The following is a 19,064-nucleotide window of genomic DNA, read 5'->3' as shown; positions in this document are numbered from 1 at the left end:
AAACAGGTGAGACATGCTGGCTGATAAAGATCGCATCTTCACCAATATTTATGGCCTCAAGGATAAATCCCTCAAGGGCGCGATGTCGCGCGGCCATTGGGACAATACCAGAGGCTTCATCGATAAGGGTCGTGACTGGATCATCGACGAGATGAAGGCGTCCGGCCTGCGTGGTCGCGGCGGCGCTGGCTTCCCGACGGGGCTTAAATGGTCGTTCATGCCCAAGCAGAGCGACGGTCGTCCGCATTATCTTGTCGTCAATGCCGACGAATCCGAGCCGGGCACCTGTAAGGACCGCGAAATTCTGCGCCATGATCCGCATACGCTGATCGAAGGCTGCGTCATCGCCGGTTGCGCCATGGGCGCGCATACGGCTTACATTTATCTGCGCGGCGAGTTCATGCGTGAGCGTGAAGCGCTTCAGGCCGCGATTGATGAGTGCTATGATGCCGGGCTTCTGGGCAAGGACAACAAATGCGGCTGGGATATGGATGTTTTCCTTTCCCATGGTGCGGGCGCTTATATCTGCGGCGAAGAAACCGCTCTTCTGGAAAGCCTTGAAGGGAAGAAGGGCCAGCCGCGTCTCAAGCCGCCTTTCCCGGCCAATATGGGCCTTTATGGCTGCCCGACAACGGTTAACAATGTTGAATCGATTGCTGTCGCCCCGGCTATCCTGCGTCGCGGAGCTGCATGGTTTTCGTCCATCGGTCGTCCCAACAATGTCGGCACCAAGCTGTTCCAGATTTCCGGACATGTGAACACGCCGTGCACCGTGGAAGAAAGCCTCGGCATTACCTTCCGCGAATTGATCGAGAAGCACGCTGGCGGTATTCGCGGCGGCTGGGACAATCTTCTGGCGGTGATCCCCGGCGGCGCGTCCTGCCCGGTCGTGAAGGCGGAAGACATGATGGATGCCATCATGGATTTTGATGGCATGCGTGACGTCAAGTCGTCTTTCGGCACTGGCGGCGTGATCGTCATGGACAAGTCCACCGACATCATCAAGGCTATTGCGCGCCTGTCGGCATTCTTCAAGCATGAAAGCTGCGGCCAGTGCACGCCGTGCCGTGAAGGCACCGGCTGGATGTGGCGCGTGATGGAACGCATGGTCAAGGGTAACGCGCAAAAGCGCGAGATCGACATGCTGTTCGACGTTACCAAGCAGATTGAAGGTCACACGATCTGCGCGCTTGGCGATGCGGCGGCATGGCCGGTTCAGGGTCTGATCCGCAATTTCCGCCCGGAAATTGAAAAGCGTATCGACGATTATACACGCAATGCCGTTCAAAGCCGCAATATCCGTCTGGAAGCAGCGGAATAGGGCTGAGCGAATTGTGTATGCCTGCCTTCACGGGCAGGCGTGAAAGTTTGACATCTGGAAGATGCGGTGTGAAACCGCAGGTTTGGATTAGCGATGGCAAATATTAAGGTAGACGGCACAGAGATCGAGGTTCCCGATCACTATACGCTCCTTCAGGCTGCCGAAGCGGCGGGCGCGGAAGTTCCGCGTTTCTGTTTTCATGAACGGCTTTCCATCGCTGGAAACTGCCGCATGTGCCTGGTTGAAGTGAAGGGCGGACCGCCGAAGCCGGCGGCATCCTGTGCAATGGGCGTGCGCGATCTGCGCCCCGGCCCGAACGGTGAAGCGCCTGAAATCTTCACCAACACGCCCATGGTCAAGAAGGCACGCGAAGGCGTGATGGAGTTTCTGCTCATCAATCACCCGCTCGACTGCCCGATCTGCGATCAGGGCGGCGAATGTGACTTGCAGGATCAGGCGATGGCCTTCGGCACCGATGGTTCGCGCTTCCGCGAAAACAAGCGCGCCGTCGAAGATAAATATATCGGCCCCTTGGTGAAGACCGTGATGACGCGCTGCATTCACTGCACGCGCTGCGTCCGCTTTACGACGGAAGTGGCCGGGATTTCGGAACTGGGCCTGATCGGTCGTGGTGAAGATGCCGAAATCACCACCTATCTCGAAAGCGCAATGACCTCGGAATTGCAGGGCAACGTGATCGACCTTTGCCCGGTCGGTGCGCTGACCTCGCGTCCTTATGCGTTTCAGGCGCGCCCCTGGGAATTGAACAAGACAGAATCCATCGATGTGATGGATGCAGTCGGTTCCAATATCCGGGTGGATACCCGTGGCCGTGAAGTGATGCGTGTCCTCCCGCGCGTCAATGAACACGTCAACGAGGAATGGATTTCGGATAAGACCCGCTTCATCTGGGATGGCCTGCGCACACAGCGTCTTGACCGGCCTTATGTGCGCAAGAACGGTCGTCTGGTCGCGGTAAACTGGCCGGAAGCCTTCGCAGCGATTGCGGAGAAGGTTTCGGCAACTGCCGGTGACAGGATCGGCGCTGTTGCGGGCGATCTGGCTTCCGTGGAAGAAATCTACGCTCTTAAAAACCTGATGACCTCGCTTGGCTCGGCCAATATCGATAGCCGTCAGGATGGCACAGCGCTCGATCCGGCTCTGGGTCGCGCGACCTATCTCTTCAACTCGACGATTGAAGGCATTGAAAACGCTGATGCTTTGCTCATCATCGGTTCCAATCCGCGCATTGAGGCTGCCGTTCTGAACGCGCGCATCCGCAAGCGTCAGCGCATGGGCCATTTCCCGGTCGCCCTGATCGGTGAAAAGGCTGAGTTGCGCTACGATTACGAATATCTTGGCGCAGGTGCTGAGACGCTGGCAGCAATTGCTGCAGGCAAGAATGCCTTCCGCGATGTGCTTGCCAAGGCTGAGCGCCCGCTGATCATTATCGGTCAGGGCGCGCTCATAGGCGAAAATGGCCGTGCAGTGCTTTCCACCGCAGCCAAGCTCGCGCAGGACGTCGGCGCAATCAAGGACGAGTGGAACGGCTTCTCGGTGCTGCACACTGCCGCTTCGCGCGTTGGTGCTCTGGACCTCGGCTTCGTGCCGGGCGAGGGCGGCAAGTCGGCGCGTGACATGCTGGGCAATCTCGACGTGGTCTTCCTGCTTGGCGCGGATGAACTCGACATGACGGCCAAGGGTTCGAGCTTCGTGGTCTATATCGGCACGCATGGCGATGCCGGTGCGCACTCGGCGGACGTGATCCTGCCGGGCGCAGCCTATACGGAGAAGTCGGGTACATGGCTCAACACCGAAGGCCGTGTGCAGATGGGCAACCGTGCCGGTTTCGCGCCGGGCGAGGCAAAGGAAGACTGGGCCATCCTGCGCGCGCTTTCCGACGCTCTGGCCAAGCGCCTGCCATTCGATTCACTGGCGCAGCTTCGCGCCCGGCTCTATGCGGATTATCCGCATATGATGGCGATCGATGCCATTACGCCTGCTTCGGCTGACGATCTGGTCGCACTGGCAGGCAAGGCTTCCCATCCGGGCGACGACGCATTCGTCTCGCCGGTGAGGGATTTTTATCTGACGAACCCGATTGCCCGCGCTTCCGCCGTGATGGCCGAATGCTCGGCGCTTGCGGCCGGCGGCTTCCAACAAGCGGCTGAGTAAGGCGGAGAGACGGAATAATGGAAGGAATTTTTGCAGCATACGTCTTGCCGACGCTTATCATAGCGCTGAAGTCGGTCGTCATGCTTGTCGTATTGCTGATCGTTGTGGCCTATCTGCTTTATGCGGACCGCAAGATCTGGGCGGCGGTGCAGCTGCGCCGCGGCCCCAACGTGGTCGGTCCATGGGGATTGTTCCAGGCTTTTGCGGACTTGTTCAAGTTCGTCTTCAAGGAGCCGATCATCCCTTCGGGCGCCAACAAGGCCGTATTCCTGCTGGCGCCTTTCATCTCGGCGGTTCTGGCAATGGCGACATGGGCGGTCATTCCGGTCAATGAGGGCTGGGCTGTCGCCAATATCAATGTCGGTATTCTCTATATCTTCGCCATATCTTCGCTTGAAGTTTACGGCGTGATCATGGGCGGCTGGGCCTCCAATTCGAAATATCCGTTCCTCGGCGCGCTTCGCTCCGCGGCACAGATGGTTTCCTATGAAGTGTCCATCGGCTTTGTCATCGTCACAGTGCTGCTGACGGTCGGCTCGCTCAATCTGACGGACATCGTCCTGTCGCAGAGCACGGGCCTTGGCACCATGCTTGGCCTGCCGGGATCGTTCCTCGACTGGAACTGGCTCTGCCTGTTCCCGATGTTCGTGATCTTCTATATTTCGGCGCTCGCTGAAACGAACCGTCCGCCTTTCGATCTGGTCGAAGCGGAATCGGAACTCGTGGCCGGTCATATGATCGAGTATTCGTCCACGCCGTTCCTGCTGTTCTTCCTTGGCGAATATGTGGCCATCACGCTGATGTGCGCCCTGATGACCGTTCTGTTCCTTGGCGGCTGGCTGCCTCCGGTGGATGTGTGGTTCCTCAACTGGGTGCCGGGCATCATCTGGTTCATGCTCAAGCTCTGCTTCTGCTTCTTCCTCTTTGCGATGGCAAAGGCGATCGTCCCGCGCTACCGCTATGACCAGTTGATGCGTCTGGGCTGGAAAGTGTTTCTGCCAATCTCGTTGTTCATGGTGGTTGCCACGGCAACCTTCCTCAAAGTTTTCGGTCTGGCGTAAGGAGTAAAGACAATGGCTTCAATCGCTCAAGCGGCCAAATCGCTCCTGCTCAAGGAATTCGTCGCTGCGTTCTTTCTGAGCATGCGCCAGTTCGTCGCCCCCAAGCCGACGCTGAACTATCCGCATGAAAAAGGCCCTGTTTCGCCGCGTTTTCGCGGCGAGCATGCGCTGCGCCGTTATCCCAACGGTGAGGAACGCTGCATCGCCTGCAAATTGTGCGAGGCGATCTGCCCGGCGCAGGCCATCACCATCGAGGCCGGCCCGCGCCGCAATGACGGCACCCGCCGCACGGTGCGTTACGACATCGATATGGTGAAGTGCATTTATTGCGGCTTCTGCCAGGAAGCCTGTCCGGTGGATGCCATCGTCGAAGGCCCCAATTTCGAGTTCGCCACCGAAACACGCGAAGAGCTTTACTATGACAAGGAAAAGCTTCTCGCCAATGGTGATCGCTGGGAGCGCGAGATTGCGCGCAACATAGCAATGGATGCGCCGTATCGTTGATCGGTCTGCATCTGCACAGGAATGAGAACGACAGGTGGGTGCGGTTCCATTGATTTGATCAAGATCGGAACCGTGCCGGAAAGATGGCCAAAGCCGGGGCAAGCCCGGTTCAGGCCGAAATACGGGTTTCGCGAGTTTTTCGCGGCAAACAAGAATAAAGCGGGCAAGGCAATAGGGTTTTGCTCACGGAAAGGTGTTGGGGGTTCCCCATGCTAACAGGTATTGCGGCAGCGTTTTTCTATCTGTTCGCTTTCATCATGGTCGCGAGCGCGTTCATGGTGATCGCGGCGCGCAACCCGGTGCATTCGGTGCTGTTTCTGATCCTCACTTTTTTCAACGCAGCGGCATTGTTCCTGCTGGCCGGGGCGGAATTCCTCGCCATGATCCTGCTGGTCGTTTATGTCGGCGCTGTGGCGGTGTTGTTCCTCTTCGTCGTCATGATGTTGGATGTCGACTTCGCGGAGCTCAAGCGCGGTGCCTTGCAATATGCACCGATAGGGGCTCTGGTCGGCCTGATCCTGCTGGGTGAGCTGATCGTCGTATTTGCAAGCCCCTTGTTCGCGCCGACGCTGGGCGAGGGCGTTATTCCAATTCCCGATCTTGCCGAACGCTCCAACACTGCCGCTTTGGGTGACGTTCTTTACACGGATTTCGTCTTCCAGTTCCAGATTGCCGGTTTGATCCTTCTGGTAGCTATGATCGGCGCGATCGTTCTGACGCTGCGGCACAAGCCGAACGTCAAGCGCCAGTCCATCCCGGCTCAGGTCGCACGTACGCCCGAGACGGCGATTGAGATCAAACAGGTTGAATCCGGCAAAGGCATCAGAGGATAAGCATATGGAAATCGGTATTGCTCAATATCTGACCGTTTCAGCCATTCTTTTCACGCTTGGCGTTTTCGGTATCTTTTTGAACCGCAAGAACGTCATCATCATCCTGATGTCGGTCGAACTGATTCTGCTGTCGGTCAATCTCAACTTCGTGGCGTTTTCCTCTGTTCTCGGCGATCTGGTCGGACAGGTCTTCGCACTTTTCGTATTGACCGTTGCGGCTGCTGAAGCGGCAATCGGTCTGGCAATTCTCGTTGTTTTCTTCCGTAATCGCGGCTCCATCGCGGTGGAAGACGTCAATGTTATGAAAGGTTGACGGGCAAATGCTCTATTCCGCGATCGTCTTCCTTCCGCTTATCGGCTTCCTGATTGCTGGCCTTTTCGGCAACAAGATCGGAGCCAAAGCGAGCGAATACATCACTTCCGGCCTGATGGTCATCGTTGCGGTTTTCTCCTGGATCGCATTTTTTCAGGTTCCGCTTGGCGAGACGGAAATTATCCGCCTTCCGGTTCTTGAATGGGTAACCTCAGGCGCTCTTTCCTTTAACTGGTCGCTGCGCATCGATACGCTGACGGGCGTGATGCTCGTCGTCATCAATTCGGTTTCGGCTCTGGTGCATATCTATTCGATTGGATATATGCATCACGATCCGCACCGTCCGCGTTTCTTCGCCTATCTGTCGCTTTTCACCTTCGCGATGCTCATGCTGGTGACGGCCGACAATCTGGTGCAGATGTTCTTCGGCTGGGAAGGCGTGGGTCTGGCATCCTATCTGCTGATCGGTTTCTGGTTCCAGCGTCCTTCCGCAAATGCTGCGGCGATGAAGGCTTTCGTGGTCAACCGCGTTGGCGACTTCGGCTTCCTGCTCGGCATCTTCGGCGTGTTCGCACTGTTCCAGTCCGTCGATTTCGGTACGATCTTTGCTGCCGCGGCCAACTATCTTCCGGCAGAAGGTTCTGCAGATGCCGGACAGATCGTGCTGAATTTCCTCGGCTATGAACTGCACAGGGAAACCGCGCTCACCGTCGTCTGCCTGCTGCTTTTCCTCGGCGCGATGGGCAAGTCCGCACAGCTTCTGCTGCATACCTGGCTGCCCGACGCCATGGAAGGCCCGACGCCGGTTTCGGCGCTCATTCATGCCGCAACCATGGTGACGGCGGGTGTGTTCATGGTCGCGCGCATGTCGCCGCTCTTTGAACTTTCGCCGGACGCTCTGCTGATTGTCACGATCATCGGTGCCTCGACGGCATTCTTTGCCGCAACGGTTGCACTGGTTCAGAACGACATCAAGCGCGTCATCGCCTATTCGACCTGTTCGCAGCTCGGCTATATGTTCGCAGCGCTTGGCGTCGGCGCCTATGGCGCAGCCGTATTCCACCTCTTCACGCATGCTTTCTTCAAGGCCCTGCTGTTCCTTGGTGCGGGATCGGTCATTCATGCGGTTTCGGACGAGCAGGACATGCGCCGCATGGGCGGTCTGCGCAAGCTTATCCCTACAACCTACTGGATGATGATTATCGGCACCATCGCCATTACTGGCGTCGGCGTCCCCGGAACCGTTATCGGTACAGCCGGTTTCTTCTCCAAGGACGCTATCATCGAGTCGGTTTTCGCCTCGCACAGCGCTGCAAGCGGCTATGCCTTCTGGCTGCTGGTGATCGCGGCCCTGTTCACGAGCTTTTATTCCTGGCGTCTGATCTTCCTGACATTCTACGGCAAGCCGCGCGCTTCCGCAGAAGTCATGCATCATGTTCATGACTCGCCACCGGTTATGCTGGTGCCGCTGTTCCTTCTTGGTGCTGGCGCCCTGTTTGCCGGTTTCATCTTCAAGGATTACTTTTTCGGCCATGACTATGCTGAATTCTGGAAGGGTGCGTTGTTCACGCTGCCGGGCAACCAGCTTGTCGAGGAATATCACCATGTTCCGCTGCTGGTGAAGCTGTCGCCATTCATTGCGATGGTGATCGGTTTCATCACCGCCTGGCTCTTCTACATCCGTTCGCCGCAGATTCCGAAGGATCTCGCAGCCCGTCATCGCGGCCTCTACCAGTTCCTTTTGAACAAGTGGTATTTTGACGAGCTGTATGACTTCCTCTTCGTGCGTTCGGCACGCTGGCTTGGCCGCGTGTTCTGGAAGTGGGGCGATGGACGGATCATTGACGGCCTCGGACCTGATGGCATATCGGCGCGCGTACTCGATGTTACGAGCCGCGTTGTGAAAATGCAGTCCGGATACCTTTATCATTACGCATTCGCGATGCTGATCGGCGTCGCCGCGCTCGTCACCTGGATGATGCTCGGGAGCTCTTTCTGATGACCGACTGGCCAATTCTTTCTACGGTCACATTTCTGCCGCTCGTCGGCGCCTTGTTGATCCTTCTCATCAAGGATGACAGCGAAGCCGCACGCCGCAACATCAAGAATGTTGCGTTGCTGACCACGGTTTTCGTTTTCATTCTTTCACTGGTCGTTTGGGCCGGGTTCGATAATTCCAACCCCGGCTTCCAGATGGTCGAGCAGGTCGGCTGGTTCGATAGCGGTATTTCGTACCATATGGGCGTTGACGGCATTTCGATGCTTTTCGTCGTCCTGTCGGCTTTCCTCATGCCGTTCTGCATTCTGGCGAGCTGGGTGTCGATCGACAAGCGCGTCAAGGAATATATGATCGCGTTCCTTATTCTGGAAACGCTTCTGATCGGCGTGTTCTGCGCGCTTGACCTGTTCCTGTTCTACGTGTTCTTCGAGGCAAGCCTTATTCCGATGTTTATCATCATCGGCGTGTGGGGCGGCAAGCGGCGCGTTTATGCAAGCTTCAAGTTCTTCCTCTACACGCTGCTGGGTTCGGTGCTGATGCTGATCGCTGTCATGGCGATGTACTGGCAGGCAGGTACGCTGAACATTGTGGAACTGCTTCAGCACGATTTCCCGGCAAATATGCAGACATGGCTCTGGCTGGCCTTCTTTGCATCCTTTGCGGTGAAGATGCCGATGTGGCCGGTGCATACATGGTTGCCCGACGCGCACGTCGAGGCGCCAACGGCAGGCTCGGTCATTCTGGCCGGTATCCTGCTCAAGCTCGGCGGCTATGGCTTCCTGCGCTTCTCATTGCCGATGTTCCCGCTGGCATCCGCAGATTTTGCGCCCTTCATTTTCGCCCTGTCGGTCGTGGGGATCATCTACACCTCGCTCGTCGCGCTGGTGCAGGACGACATGAAGAAGCTGATCGCCTATTCGTCGGTCGCCCATATGGGCTATGTGACGATGGGCATCTTCGCGGCCAATGAACAGGGTATCCAGGGCGCGATCTTCCAGATGCTCTCGCATGGTATCGTATCGAGCGCCCTGTTTCTCTGCGTCGGCGTAATCTATGACCGCATGCATACCCGCGAGATTGCCGCATTCGGCGGTCTGGTCAACAATATGCCCAAATATGCCGTCGCATTCATGGTCTTCACCATGGCCAATGTGGGCCTTCCGGGCACGTCGGGCTTTGTCGGTGAATTCCTCACCCTGTTTGGCACCTTCCAGGTGAACACATGGGTCGCACTCTTTGCTACGACTGGCGTGATCTTCTCGGCCTGCTATGCGCTCTGGCTCTATCGCAAGGTGATATTTGGCGCGCTGACGAAGGAAAGCCTCAAGTCGCTTCTCGACCTCAGCCCGCGTGAGAAGCTGATCCTCTATCCGCTTGTGGTCCTCACCATCTTCTTCGGTGTGTATCCGGTACCGGTCCTGGATGTGACCGCAGGTGCCGTGCATGCTCTGGTTAATCAATATGAAGCAGCGCTGGGCAATGCAGCCAGCGCTATGCTGGCGCAGTAAGTAAAGGCGAAGGCCCGATGCAAACCGACCTGATTGCTTCCCTGTCTCTCGCAGCTCCCGAGGTTCTCCTCGCGCTGAGCGGGCTGGCATTGCTAATGATCGGCGTGTTCTCCGGAGAGCGCGCCTCTACCCTCGTCAATGGACTTGCAGTCGCCGTTCTGATCGCGGCCCTGGCCCTTGTCGTCATCTTCCCGCATAACGGGACCGCTTTTGCCAATAGCTTCGTCAACGACGCATTCGCACGTTTCATGAAGGTGCTGACGCTGATCGGCTCTATCGTGACGCTGGTGATGTCGGTCGGCTTTGCGCGGCAGGAAAAATTCGACAAGTTCGAGTTCCCGGTGCTGGTTGTTCTTTCCACGCTCGGCATGCTCATCATGGTTTCGGCGTCCAATATGCTGACGCTTTACCTTGGCCTCGAATTGCAGTCGCTGGCGCTTTACGTGCTGGCGGCATCCAATCGCGAGAATCTGCGCTCGACGGAAGCGGGCCTGAAATATTTCGTTCTCGGTTCGCTCTCCTCCGGCATGCTGCTTTACGGTATCACGCTCGTCTATGGCTTTACCGGGCATATCGGCTTTGCCGAAATCGCCAGCGCCATTGCGAGCGGCGATCGCCAGCTCGGACTGGTCTTCGGTCTGGTCTTTATCCTGGCAGGGCTTTGCTTCAAGATTTCGGCGGTGCCATTCCATATGTGGACGCCCGACGTTTATGAGGGCGCGCCAACGCCGGTGACGGCATTCTTCGCAGCCGCGCCAAAAATGGCGGCCATGGCATTGATCGTGCGCGTTGTTTCCGGCGCTTTTGCTCCGGTCACGCAGGATTGGCAGCAGATCATCACCTTCGTCGCTATCGCTTCGATGGTTCTGGGTGCCTTTGCCGCTATCGGCCAGCGCAATATCAAGCGCCTGATGGCCTATTCGTCGATCAGCCACATGGGCTACGCTCTTGTGGGACTGGCGGCGGGTACGATTTTTGGCGTTCGCGGCGTGCTTCTGTATATGGCGATTTATCTGGCCATGACGCTCGGCAGCTTTGCCTTTATCCTGTGCATGCGCACCAAGGACGGCTATGTCGAACAGATCGAAGATCTGGCAGGCCTGTCGCGCACCAATCCGGTGATGGCGACCATCATGACGGCGCTGCTCTTCTCCCTTGCCGGTATTCCGCCTTTGGCGGGCTTCTTCGGTAAATGGTACACCTTCATGGCCGCCGTTGAAGCCGGTCTCTATCCGCTTGCAATCATTGGTATTATCGCTTCGGTCGTGGGTGCTTTCTATTATCTGCGTATCATCAAGATCATGTGGTTTGATGAGCCGGCAGGTGGTTTTGAGCGGCCCGCAACAGAACTGGGACTGACCCTGGCAGTGTCGGGTGCATTTATCCTGTTCTACGGCCTGATCGGCGGCTGGCTTGGAAAACTCGCCGAAACCGCAGCCCGGACATTCTTCTGATATGAATATGCCGGATACCACGGGCAGTACTGGGCATTTTGCGCTTGCGCCCGTGGCTCTCATGCAGGGATACCGGCTTGAAACCTTCCCGGTGGTCGGTTCGACCAACGCAGAAGCGCTCGCCGCCGCCAATGCCGGTGATGCGGGCCATATCTGGTTCGTGTCGCCGCGACAGGAGAGCGGGCGCGGGCGACGCGGCAGGACATGGGTGGCGCCAGAGGGAAATCTGGCTGCAACGCTGCTTCTGGTCGAGCGTTTCGAGCCTGCAATCGCTGCCACTCTGGGGTTTGTTGCGGGTCTTGCCCTGGCCGATGCGGTGGAAGCGGTCTTGCCGCCGGATATAGCCGCACGGGTGAAACTGGCGCTTAAATGGCCCAATGACGTGCTGATCGATGGCGCGAAGCTTTCGGGCATTTTGCTGGAATCGACTATTTTGCCGGGTCGCGGCCTTGGCCTTGCCATAGGTATGGGAACCAATGTCGTTGGTGCCCCCGAAGGCTTGCCCTATCCGGCGGCGTCGCTTCGCGCTCTGGGCTGCAATGTCGATGCAGCCACTCTCTTTCTGGCCTTGTCAGATGCCTGGTGCAACTATTACCGCATCTGGGATGGCGGACGCGGTCTGCCTGCCATACGCAGCAACTGGCTCAGGCGGGCGCATGGCGTGGGAGAACCCGTAGCCATGCGCCTTAATGAACGCATTGTCGAAGGCCTGTTTGAAACCATCGATTCGGATTGCCGCCTTGTCATTCGCGAGGACGATGGAACGCGTCTTACCGTGACGGCAGGTGATGTTTATTTTGGAACCGCGGCATCGATCAAAGCGGTTTCCTGATAACCGTTTCCAACAACCGCTCTAAATATTGTGCACAAACTGCTCCGACGACCTTTCCTGCAGACTTGCAAACTATCGGCAGTCGGTTCAACACAGGCATAATTGTATTTGAAAATAATAGGGAGGCCTTATGCCCCGCTCATCATCCTCGCAATTCGTTTTCCTGCCTCTTGGCGGCGTTGGCGAGATCGGCATGAATCTCGCAATGTATGGCTACGGGCCGGAACATAGCCGGGAATGGATTGTCGTCGATATGGGTGTAAGCTTTGCCGGGCCTGAACATCCGGGCGCCGACCTGATCCTGCCTGACATCCGTTTTCTTGAGGCCGAAAAGCACAATCTGCGCGCTATCGTCATAACCCATGCCCATGAAGACCATTATGGCGCGCTGCTGGACCTGTGGCCGCGTTTAAAGGTGCCGGTCTATGCAACACCTTTTACCGCCGGCCTGCTTGAGGCCAAGCGCCAGTCGGAATTTGGCGCGCCGGAAATTCCGGTGACGATTTTCAAGGCGGGCGAGACGTTTGAAATAGGGCCTTTCAAATTTGAGGCACTGGCCGTTACCCACTCCATTCCTGAACCGGTTTCGCTCGCAATAACCACATCGCTTGGCACCGTCATCCATACCGGTGACTGGAAGATGGATCCCGATCCCGCAATGGGGCCGCTCATCAACGAGGCGCGGTTTCGCGCGCTTGGGGACGAGGGTGTTCTGGCTCTGGTCTGCGATTCGACCAATGCCATGCGGGATGGTGAATCGCCTTCGGAACGTGAGGTGGGTGAAAGTCTGCGCGAATTGATCGAAAACGCGCGCGGCCGCGTGGCGATCACGACCTTTTCTTCCAATGTGGGGCGAATACGCTCGATCACGGAAGCGGCGCGGGATGCCGGTCGGCAGGTTCTGGTCGTCGGCCGTTCGATGAAGCGCACCATCGCCGTTGCCAGCGAGCTTGGCTATATGGAAGGATTGCCGGAATTTCTCAGCGAAGAGGATTATGGTTATATCCCGCGCGAGAATATCGTCATGATCCTTACAGGCAGTCAGGGAGAACCGCGCGCGGCCCTTGCCAAACTGGCGCGGGATGAAATGCGCAGTCTGGCGCTTTCTCCGGGCGATACGGTGATTTTCTCCTCACGCCCGATCCCCGGCAATGAAAAAGCCATTCTCGACATCAAGAACAAGCTTATCGACCGTGGCATCAAGCTGATCGGCGATGACGAAGCGCTGGTTCATGTTTCCGGCCACCCGCGCCGCAATGAACTCAAGCGCATGTATGCCTGGGTTCGTCCGAAAATCCTCGTGCCGGTGCACGGTGAAGCGGCACATCTGGTGGCGCAGGGTGCGCTGGGCACCATGGAAGGGATTGAGGAAGTCGTCCAGATACGCGACGGCGATATGCTGCGGCTGGCTCCGGGTAAGGCCGAAATCATTGATGAAGCGCCTGTGGGCCGCATCTATAAGGACGGCAAGCTTATCGGCGATGAAGACGAAATCGGCATGGTTGAGCGCCGCAAGCTTGCCTATGTCGGGCATGTTGCCGTTTCGGTTCTGCTCGATCGTGATTTCAAACTGCTGGAAGACCCCGATCTGGTCGCTTTTGGCGTTCCGGAAGAGGATGCGCAAGGCGATTTGATGGAGGATATTCTGCTCGATGCGGCAGTCGAAGCCATCGACAGTATCCCGCGGGCACGCCGCAAGGATCTCGAAGTGGTTCGCGAATCCGTGCGCCGGGCGGTGCGTGCTGCGGCAAATGAGACATGGGGCAAGAAGCCGGTAGTGACAGTCTTTCTCAACCGGTTAAGATAAAGCATGCCGCCCGAAAGTGGGGACCGGTTTCGGGATAACGACATGCGTTAAAATAAAAACTTAAAGCGCATCCCGAAAAGTGTGAAACGGTTTTCGGAACAGATGCGCGTTAAAATAAAAACTTAAAGTGTAAGGAGCGAATCTGAAAGATCGCGACACGCTTTAGGGTACGTAAGATAGGGCGAAATCGGGAGAGATATAATGCTCGGAAAGCTCAACCATGTAGCGATCGCAGTGCCTGATATTGAGGCCGCATCCGCACTTTATCGCGACAAGCTGGGTGCGAGACTGACCCAGCCGCAGGTATTGACCGAGCATGGCGTAACCGTTGTCTTCATCGATGTCGGCAATACCAAGATCGAATTGCTCGAACCGCTGGGCGAAGGCTCTCCCATAGCCTCTTTCCTCGAAAAGAACCCCGCGGGAGGTATGCATCATCTCTGCTACGAGGTGGCCGACATTATCGCTGCCCGTGATCGCCTGAAAGCGGAAGGCGCACGCATTCTGGGCGACGGCGAACCCAGAATCGGCGCCCATGGCAAACCGGTAATATTCCTGCACCCCAAGGATTTTAATGGTACGCTCATCGAATTGGAGGAGGTGTGACCATGTCGCTGATTTCCGGCATAGCGATCTATTTTATCATCTGGTGGACCACGCTGTTTGCGCTGCTGCCGGTCGGCTTGCGCACGCAGGCCGAGGAAAATGAAGTGACCTTGGGAACAGTAGCGAGCGCTCCTGCAAAGCCGCGCGTTGGCCTGGCTTTTCTTCGCACGACCGTCGTCGCCAGCCTGATTTTCGCGCTTTACTATTATCTCACGCAGGTTCGCGGATTGGGATTGGATGATATTCCACATTTCTTCCCGGACCTGACGTAACCCGCCGACAAAGACTGAATCAATATTTTATATGATTGATATAAGTCGTTGAATATAAACTGAAATACGCCGTTTTAAATCTGGTTTCCGGGGCTGTTTTCAGGGCCTGTATATCACGCAATCGGTCGGCTTTTGGGGCGGTTTGAGCAGAAGCTCGAACCGCTTTATCTGTTTTATGCATTATCCAGCGCACCCATGCAGGGAAAAGAAATCCCACAAGGGAACGGATTTCGCTGCGAAGGCGTTTCACATTTTGCAGGAGAAGTTCTGGATGCAAGATCAAAAAAAAAGCAAGGCTTCCGCCTTGCTAATTGAATACGCGTTCGATCCGTTTCCAAATTAATGGCGGCTGCGTGAAACCGCGCCTGGATCCATCCTCCCAAGACTTGACCGCGTGAACCAACGGTTTTTCCGCTGTTAGGCTTATTGATGAAAAAAATAGCGGACTGCACAGCTTTTGTCATCAAGAATCTTTCATTGCGTCATATTTCCTTCGTAATTTTTTCTCAATCTACATGATATTTATGTAATATATTGAAATTTAATGTGAATCTATTTTGCCTTCCTCCGTGACGCTATATTCCCATCGGGATGGCATCGTTGTTGATGGCGGGCATCCTCCGCGGCAAAGCATGTTCGGGCGGGTTTTCAATGGTCACATAACCCGATAAGAAGCCAATGAGTTTGCTTCATTTTTGCCTGATTCTATGCGCAATCCCTGCGGATACTCATGCAATCTCTCTTGATCGGTGGTCACGATGCGTCTGTCGCAATATTTTTTGCCCATTCTGAAGGAAAATCCCAAGGAGGCAGAAATTGTCTCCCATAGGCTGATGCTGCGTTCGGGCATGATCCGCCAGCAATCCGCAGGGATTTACTCGTGGCTGCCCATCGGCCTGAAAGTGCTCAACAAGGTCTGCGATATTATTCGCGAAGAACAGAACCGGGCTGGCGCCAATGAAATATTGATGCCGACGATCCAGTCCGCCGAGCTGTGGCGCGAAAGTGGCCGCTATGAAGCCTATGGCAAGGAAATGCTGCGTATTCAGGACCGGCAGGAGCGCGAAATGCTCTTCGGCCCGACCAATGAAGAAATGGTGACGGATATTTTCCGCTCCTACGTGCGCTCCTACAAGGATTTGCCGCTCAACCTTTATCATATTCAATGGAAATTCCGCGATGAGGTGCGCCCGCGTTTCGGGGTGATGCGCTCGCGTGAATTCCTGATGAAAGACGCCTATTCCTTCGACCTCGATTACGAGGGTGCGAAAATGGCTTATTACCGCATGTTCGTCTCCTATCTGCGGACATTCGCCCGCGTCGGCCTTCAGGCGATCCCGATGCGCGCCGATACCGGGCCCATTGGCGGCGACCTGAGCCACGAGTTCATCATTCTTGCGGAAACGGGCGAAAGCCAGGTCTATTGCGACCGCGCCTACCTCGATCTGGCTGTGCCGGGCGCGGATACCGATTTCCGTGACGACGCGCAGCTTTCCGGCATTGTCGATAGATGGACGACACCTTACGCAGCCACCGATGAAATGCATGACGAAGCCGCATGGGCTGCCGTCAGGCCGGAAAGCCAGCTTTCGGCGCGTGGTATCGAGGTTGGCCATATTTTCCATTTTGGAACCAAATATTCCGAGGCGATGGGCGCGAAAGTGCAGGGGCCGGACGGCAAGGAACATTTCGTCTCTATGGGATCATACGGAATCGGCCCGTCGCGTCTGGTGGCTGCTGCTATCGAAGCTTTCCACGACGATGCCGGTATCATCTGGCCGAAATCGATCGCACCATTCGGCGCAGGTATCGTCAATATGAAGGCAGGCGATGCGGCCTGCGATAGCGTCAGCGAAAAGCTCTATGAAGCGTTGACAAATGCCGGTGTCGATCCGTTGCTCGATGATACGGACGATCGTCCCGGCTCCAAATTTGCGACCATGGACCTGATTGGCCTGCCAATGCAGATCATCGTGGGTCCGCGCGGTGTCGCCGCCGGGGAGGTCGAGGTCAAGGATCGCAGAACGGGCGAGCGGCAGAACCTCACGCTCGAAGCGGCCATCAATATGTTGACGGCCTGAATATGAGCGGCGCGACGGCAGCAGGTCCTGACGGCAAGGGGAAGGCGGCGGAAAAACTGCCGTCGTCCGGTCCATTCTCGGCTTTTGAGCGCATGATCGCCTGGCGATATTTGCGCTCGCGCCGCCGTGAGACATTCATCTCTGTCATTGCCGGAATTTCCTTTACCGGCATCATGCTGGGTGTTGCGACGCTTATTATCGTCATGGCGGTGATGAACGGTTTCCGCGCCGAATTACTGACCCGCATTCTGGGTATCAACGGCCACCTCATCATGCAGTCGATGGACCGGCCGCTCGAGGATTATGCCGATCTCATCAAGCGTATCGACGGTATTCAGGGCGTGCAGTTCGCCATTCCGGTGGTCGAAGGGCAGGCTCTGGTTCAGGGCAATATCGGCGCAGGCACCGGCGCGCTGGTGCGCGGTCTTCGTGAAGAAGACCTCGACAAACTCACGCTTGTTTCCGGCAATATCAGGCAGGGCACCTTGCAGGGGTTCGATGAAAGCGGCGGGGTGGCCATCGGCACCCGCATGGCGGAAAATCTCGGCCTTTCCATCGGAGACTCGCTGCGCGTTATCTCGCCCGACGGCGATGTCACGCCTTTTGGCGTCAATCCACGCGTAAAAGCCTATCCGATTGTCGCGATCTTTGAAATCGGCATGTCGGAATATGATGCCTCCATCGTCATGATGCCGCTTTCCGAAGCCCAGCTTTTCTTCAATCAGGAAGGCAAGGTGCAGTCGCTGGAAATCTTCGTTAACAATCCCGACAAGGTGGATGCGATGCGCGCGCCGGTCGAGGAGGTGGCTGCCCGCCAGATTTCAATGGTGGATTGGCGCCAGCGCAACCAGACATTCTTTTCGGCCTTGCAGGTCGAGCGCAATGTGATGTTCATGATCCTGACATTGATTGTGCTGGTCGCGGCTTTGAACATTATTTCCGGTCTCATCATGCTGGTGAAGGATAAGGGCCACGACATTGCGATCCTGCGCACCATGGGCGCGACGCGCGGCGCGGTCATGCGTATTTTCCTGATGACGGGCGCCGCTATCGGTATGACCGGCACTTTTGCGGGCGTCATTCTGGGCGTGGTGGTGTGCCTTAATGTCGAACGGCTGCGCCAGTTTTTCTCGTGGCTTTCTGGCACGACGCTCTTTAACCCCGAACTCTACTTCCTGAGCCAGCTTCCCGCGCGGATGGATCCGGGTGAAACCATCTCGGTTATTCTCATGGCGCTGGTTCTTTCCTTTATCGCCACCATCTTCCCGGCCTGGCGCGCCGCGAAGCTCGATCCGGTTGAAGCCTTGAGGTACGAATAATGGCGGCGGAAATCATCCTGCGGCTGCAAGGGGTCAGCCGCGCCTATAAGGAAGCCGATCGCGAGCTGGTCATTCTCAAGGATGCCGAATTCAGCCTGCGCCGGGGCGAGATCGTGGCGCTTGTCGCCCCTTCAGGTGCCGGCAAGTCAACGCTGCTGCACACGGCTGGCCTGCTGGAACGTCCCGATCACGGCGATGTTAAGGTTGATGGCCGCTCCTGCAGCGCATTGTCGGATGACGAACGCACTGCGATCCGCCGCAACGATATTGGCTTCGTCTATCAGTTCCATCATCTTTTGCCGGAATTCTCGGCGCTTGAAAATGTGATGATGCCGCAAATGATCCGCGGTCTGGCCCGTAAGGAAGCAGCGGAACGCGCACAGCAATTGCTTGAATATATGAAGATCGGCAAACGCGCTTCGCATCGCCCGGCAGAATTATCCGGTGGTGAACAACAACGCGTGGCAATTGCGCGCGCGGTGGCCAACGCCCCCTTGGTGCTTCTTGCCGACGAGCCCACCGGCAACCTCGATCCCACGACGTCATCCTATGTCTTTGCCGCGCTTGAAGCACTCGTGCGTCAGTCGGGCCTTGCAGCCCTTATCGCGACGCATAACCACGAACTTGCCCGCCGCATGGACCGGCGCGTAACGTTGCGTGACGGTAAAGTCGTGGATCTCTGACGCTCCGCAAGCGTTCTTTCTTTGTTCATTATCAAATACTTCGCTGAGAGTAATCATGCTCTCGGCGAAAGACCTTCATATTCCATAAACCTTAATTATAGCATGCAGAACAAATAGTGATTGACGGACGAACATAAATAGAACAAACTCCAAACAGAAGTGAACAATGAGGAGTTTCTCACATGACCGATCTTGTCTACGACCTGTTGTCCTTTATCTCTGTCAGCCTGTTCATCGCCACTTTTGCCCTATGGGTCAGCGCCATTTGAATAGGATGGTTCTCTTGTGAACTCATC

The 19,064-nt window shown here is 56.5% G+C and carries 17 protein-coding genes; 16 read left to right on the top strand and 1 reads right to left on the bottom strand.

From position 1 onward, the window contains the following. Nucleotides 1–13: 13 nt before the first annotated feature. From nuoF to DKP76_RS10030, 13 genes are all read left to right on the top strand, one after another. Nucleotides 14–1,321, top strand: coding sequence for an NADH-quinone oxidoreductase subunit NuoF (gene nuoF / locus DKP76_RS10090; protein WP_109706303.1), 1,308 nt, complete (start codon nucleotides 14–16; stop codon nucleotides 1,319–1,321). 93 nt (nucleotides 1,322–1,414) lie between these two features. Then, the gene (gene nuoG, locus DKP76_RS10085) at nucleotides 1,415–3,496 is read left to right on the top strand and encodes an NADH-quinone oxidoreductase subunit NuoG (protein ID WP_109706302.1); all 2,082 of its coding nucleotides are present in this window, start codon (nucleotides 1,415–1,417) and stop codon (nucleotides 3,494–3,496) included. A 17-nt stretch (nucleotides 3,497–3,513) separates the two neighbouring features. Further along, a complete protein-coding gene (nuoH, locus tag DKP76_RS10080; RefSeq protein ID WP_109706301.1) occupies nucleotides 3,514–4,557 on the top strand; it encodes an NADH-quinone oxidoreductase subunit NuoH in 1,044 nt (347 codons plus the stop codon). Nucleotides 4,558–4,569: 12 nt separating this feature from the next. Then, the gene (nuoI, locus tag DKP76_RS10075; protein ID WP_109706300.1) at nucleotides 4,570–5,061 is read left to right on the top strand and encodes an NADH-quinone oxidoreductase subunit NuoI; all 492 of its coding nucleotides are present in this window, start codon (nucleotides 4,570–4,572) and stop codon (nucleotides 5,059–5,061) included. Between the two features lie 209 nt (nucleotides 5,062–5,270). Then, the gene (locus DKP76_RS10070; protein ID WP_109706299.1) at nucleotides 5,271–5,894 is read left to right on the top strand and encodes an NADH-quinone oxidoreductase subunit J; all 624 of its coding nucleotides are present in this window, start codon (nucleotides 5,271–5,273) and stop codon (nucleotides 5,892–5,894) included. A 4-nt stretch (nucleotides 5,895–5,898) separates the two neighbouring features. Then, the gene (gene nuoK, locus DKP76_RS10065) at nucleotides 5,899–6,207 is read left to right on the top strand and encodes an NADH-quinone oxidoreductase subunit NuoK (RefSeq protein ID WP_109706298.1); all 309 of its coding nucleotides are present in this window, start codon (nucleotides 5,899–5,901) and stop codon (nucleotides 6,205–6,207) included. A gap of 7 nt (nucleotides 6,208–6,214) precedes the next feature. Next, on the top strand, nucleotides 6,215–8,206 hold the full coding sequence (nuoL, locus tag DKP76_RS10060) for an NADH-quinone oxidoreductase subunit L (RefSeq protein WP_109706297.1): 1,992 nt from the start codon (nucleotides 6,215–6,217) through the stop codon (nucleotides 8,204–8,206). After that, on the top strand, nucleotides 8,206–9,714 hold the full coding sequence (locus DKP76_RS10055) for an NADH-quinone oxidoreductase subunit M (protein ID WP_109706296.1): 1,509 nt from the start codon (nucleotides 8,206–8,208) through the stop codon (nucleotides 9,712–9,714). The genes nuoL and DKP76_RS10055 overlap by 1 nt, the downstream gene beginning before the upstream one ends. Nucleotides 9,715–9,731: 17 nt before the next feature. Next, a complete protein-coding gene (nuoN, locus tag DKP76_RS10050) occupies nucleotides 9,732–11,168 on the top strand; it encodes an NADH-quinone oxidoreductase subunit NuoN (RefSeq protein ID WP_109706295.1) in 1,437 nt (478 codons plus the stop codon). Nucleotides 11,169–11,175: 7 nt separating this feature from the next. Beyond that, entirely contained in the window at nucleotides 11,176–12,000 is an 825-nt protein-coding gene (locus DKP76_RS10045) for a biotin--[acetyl-CoA-carboxylase] ligase (protein ID WP_109706568.1), read from the top strand. A gap of 130 nt (nucleotides 12,001–12,130) precedes the next feature. Then, on the top strand, nucleotides 12,131–13,807 hold the full coding sequence (locus tag DKP76_RS10040; RefSeq protein ID WP_109706294.1) for a ribonuclease J: 1,677 nt from the start codon (nucleotides 12,131–12,133) through the stop codon (nucleotides 13,805–13,807). A 201-nt stretch (nucleotides 13,808–14,008) separates the two neighbouring features. Beyond that, nucleotides 14,009–14,413, top strand: a complete 405-nt coding sequence (gene mce, locus DKP76_RS10035; protein ID WP_109706293.1) for a methylmalonyl-CoA epimerase — start codon at nucleotides 14,009–14,011, stop codon at nucleotides 14,411–14,413. Between the two features lie 2 nt (nucleotides 14,414–14,415). Then, nucleotides 14,416–14,685: a DUF1467 family protein gene (locus DKP76_RS10030; protein ID WP_109706292.1), complete on the top strand. Its 270-nt coding sequence runs from the start codon at nucleotides 14,416–14,418 to the stop codon at nucleotides 14,683–14,685. Nucleotides 14,686–14,858: 173 nt separating this feature from the next. Here the strand turns inward: DKP76_RS10030 and DKP76_RS19180 are convergent, their stop codons facing one another. Then, nucleotides 14,859–15,149, bottom strand: coding sequence for a hypothetical protein (locus tag DKP76_RS19180; protein ID WP_158279430.1), 291 nt, complete (start codon nucleotides 15,147–15,149; stop codon nucleotides 14,859–14,861). A gap of 294 nt (nucleotides 15,150–15,443) precedes the next feature. Here DKP76_RS19180 and proS point away from each other — a divergent pair, with 294 nt between their 5' ends. Genes proS through DKP76_RS10010 form a run of 3 tightly spaced genes read left to right on the top strand, consistent with a single transcriptional unit; the run spans nucleotide 15,444 to nucleotide 18,768 of the window. Continuing rightward, nucleotides 15,444–16,766, top strand: coding sequence for a proline--tRNA ligase (gene proS, locus DKP76_RS10020; protein WP_109706290.1), 1,323 nt, complete (start codon nucleotides 15,444–15,446; stop codon nucleotides 16,764–16,766). Nucleotides 16,767–16,768: 2 nt separating this feature from the next. Then, a complete protein-coding gene (locus DKP76_RS10015) occupies nucleotides 16,769–18,085 on the top strand; it encodes a lipoprotein-releasing ABC transporter permease subunit (RefSeq protein ID WP_109706289.1) in 1,317 nt (438 codons plus the stop codon). Beyond that, nucleotides 18,085–18,768: an ABC transporter ATP-binding protein gene (locus tag DKP76_RS10010; protein ID WP_109706288.1), complete on the top strand. Its 684-nt coding sequence runs from the start codon at nucleotides 18,085–18,087 to the stop codon at nucleotides 18,766–18,768. Before DKP76_RS10015 ends, DKP76_RS10010 begins: the two co-directional genes overlap by 1 nt. Nucleotides 18,769–19,064: the final 296 nt, after the last annotated feature.

This window comes from Falsochrobactrum shanghaiense, assembly GCF_003149535.1.
GTDB lineage: Bacteria > Pseudomonadota > Alphaproteobacteria > Rhizobiales > Rhizobiaceae > Brucella > Brucella shanghaiense.
The sequence above is the reverse complement of the archived record's forward strand: the minus strand, read 5'-3'. Positions and strand labels throughout refer to the sequence as shown.

Coding starts and splice junctions, on each gene's coding strand:
- nuoF (WP_109706303.1), top strand. CDS start 14: ATGCTGGCTGATAAAGATCGCATCTTCACCAATATTTATGGCCTCAAG.
- nuoG (WP_109706302.1), top strand. CDS start 1,415: ATGGCAAATATTAAGGTAGACGGCACAGAGATCGAGGTTCCCGATCAC.
- nuoH (WP_109706301.1), top strand. CDS start 3,514: ATGGAAGGAATTTTTGCAGCATACGTCTTGCCGACGCTTATCATAGCG.
- nuoI (WP_109706300.1), top strand. CDS start 4,570: ATGGCTTCAATCGCTCAAGCGGCCAAATCGCTCCTGCTCAAGGAATTC.
- DKP76_RS10070 (WP_109706299.1), top strand. CDS start 5,271: ATGCTAACAGGTATTGCGGCAGCGTTTTTCTATCTGTTCGCTTTCATC.
- nuoK (WP_109706298.1), top strand. CDS start 5,899: ATGGAAATCGGTATTGCTCAATATCTGACCGTTTCAGCCATTCTTTTC.
- nuoL (WP_109706297.1), top strand. CDS start 6,215: ATGCTCTATTCCGCGATCGTCTTCCTTCCGCTTATCGGCTTCCTGATT.
- DKP76_RS10055 (WP_109706296.1), top strand. CDS start 8,206: ATGACCGACTGGCCAATTCTTTCTACGGTCACATTTCTGCCGCTCGTC.
- nuoN (WP_109706295.1), top strand. CDS start 9,732: ATGCAAACCGACCTGATTGCTTCCCTGTCTCTCGCAGCTCCCGAGGTT.
- DKP76_RS10045 (WP_109706568.1), top strand. CDS start 11,176: ATGCCGGATACCACGGGCAGTACTGGGCATTTTGCGCTTGCGCCCGTG.
- DKP76_RS10040 (WP_109706294.1), top strand. CDS start 12,131: ATGCCCCGCTCATCATCCTCGCAATTCGTTTTCCTGCCTCTTGGCGGC.
- mce (WP_109706293.1), top strand. CDS start 14,009: ATGCTCGGAAAGCTCAACCATGTAGCGATCGCAGTGCCTGATATTGAG.
- DKP76_RS10030 (WP_109706292.1), top strand. CDS start 14,416: ATGTCGCTGATTTCCGGCATAGCGATCTATTTTATCATCTGGTGGACC.
- DKP76_RS19180 (WP_158279430.1), bottom strand. CDS start 15,149: ATGACAAAAGCTGTGCAGTCCGCTATTTTTTTCATCAATAAGCCTAAC.
- proS (WP_109706290.1), top strand. CDS start 15,444: ATGCGTCTGTCGCAATATTTTTTGCCCATTCTGAAGGAAAATCCCAAG.
- DKP76_RS10015 (WP_109706289.1), top strand. CDS start 16,769: ATGAGCGGCGCGACGGCAGCAGGTCCTGACGGCAAGGGGAAGGCGGCG.
- DKP76_RS10010 (WP_109706288.1), top strand. CDS start 18,085: ATGGCGGCGGAAATCATCCTGCGGCTGCAAGGGGTCAGCCGCGCCTAT.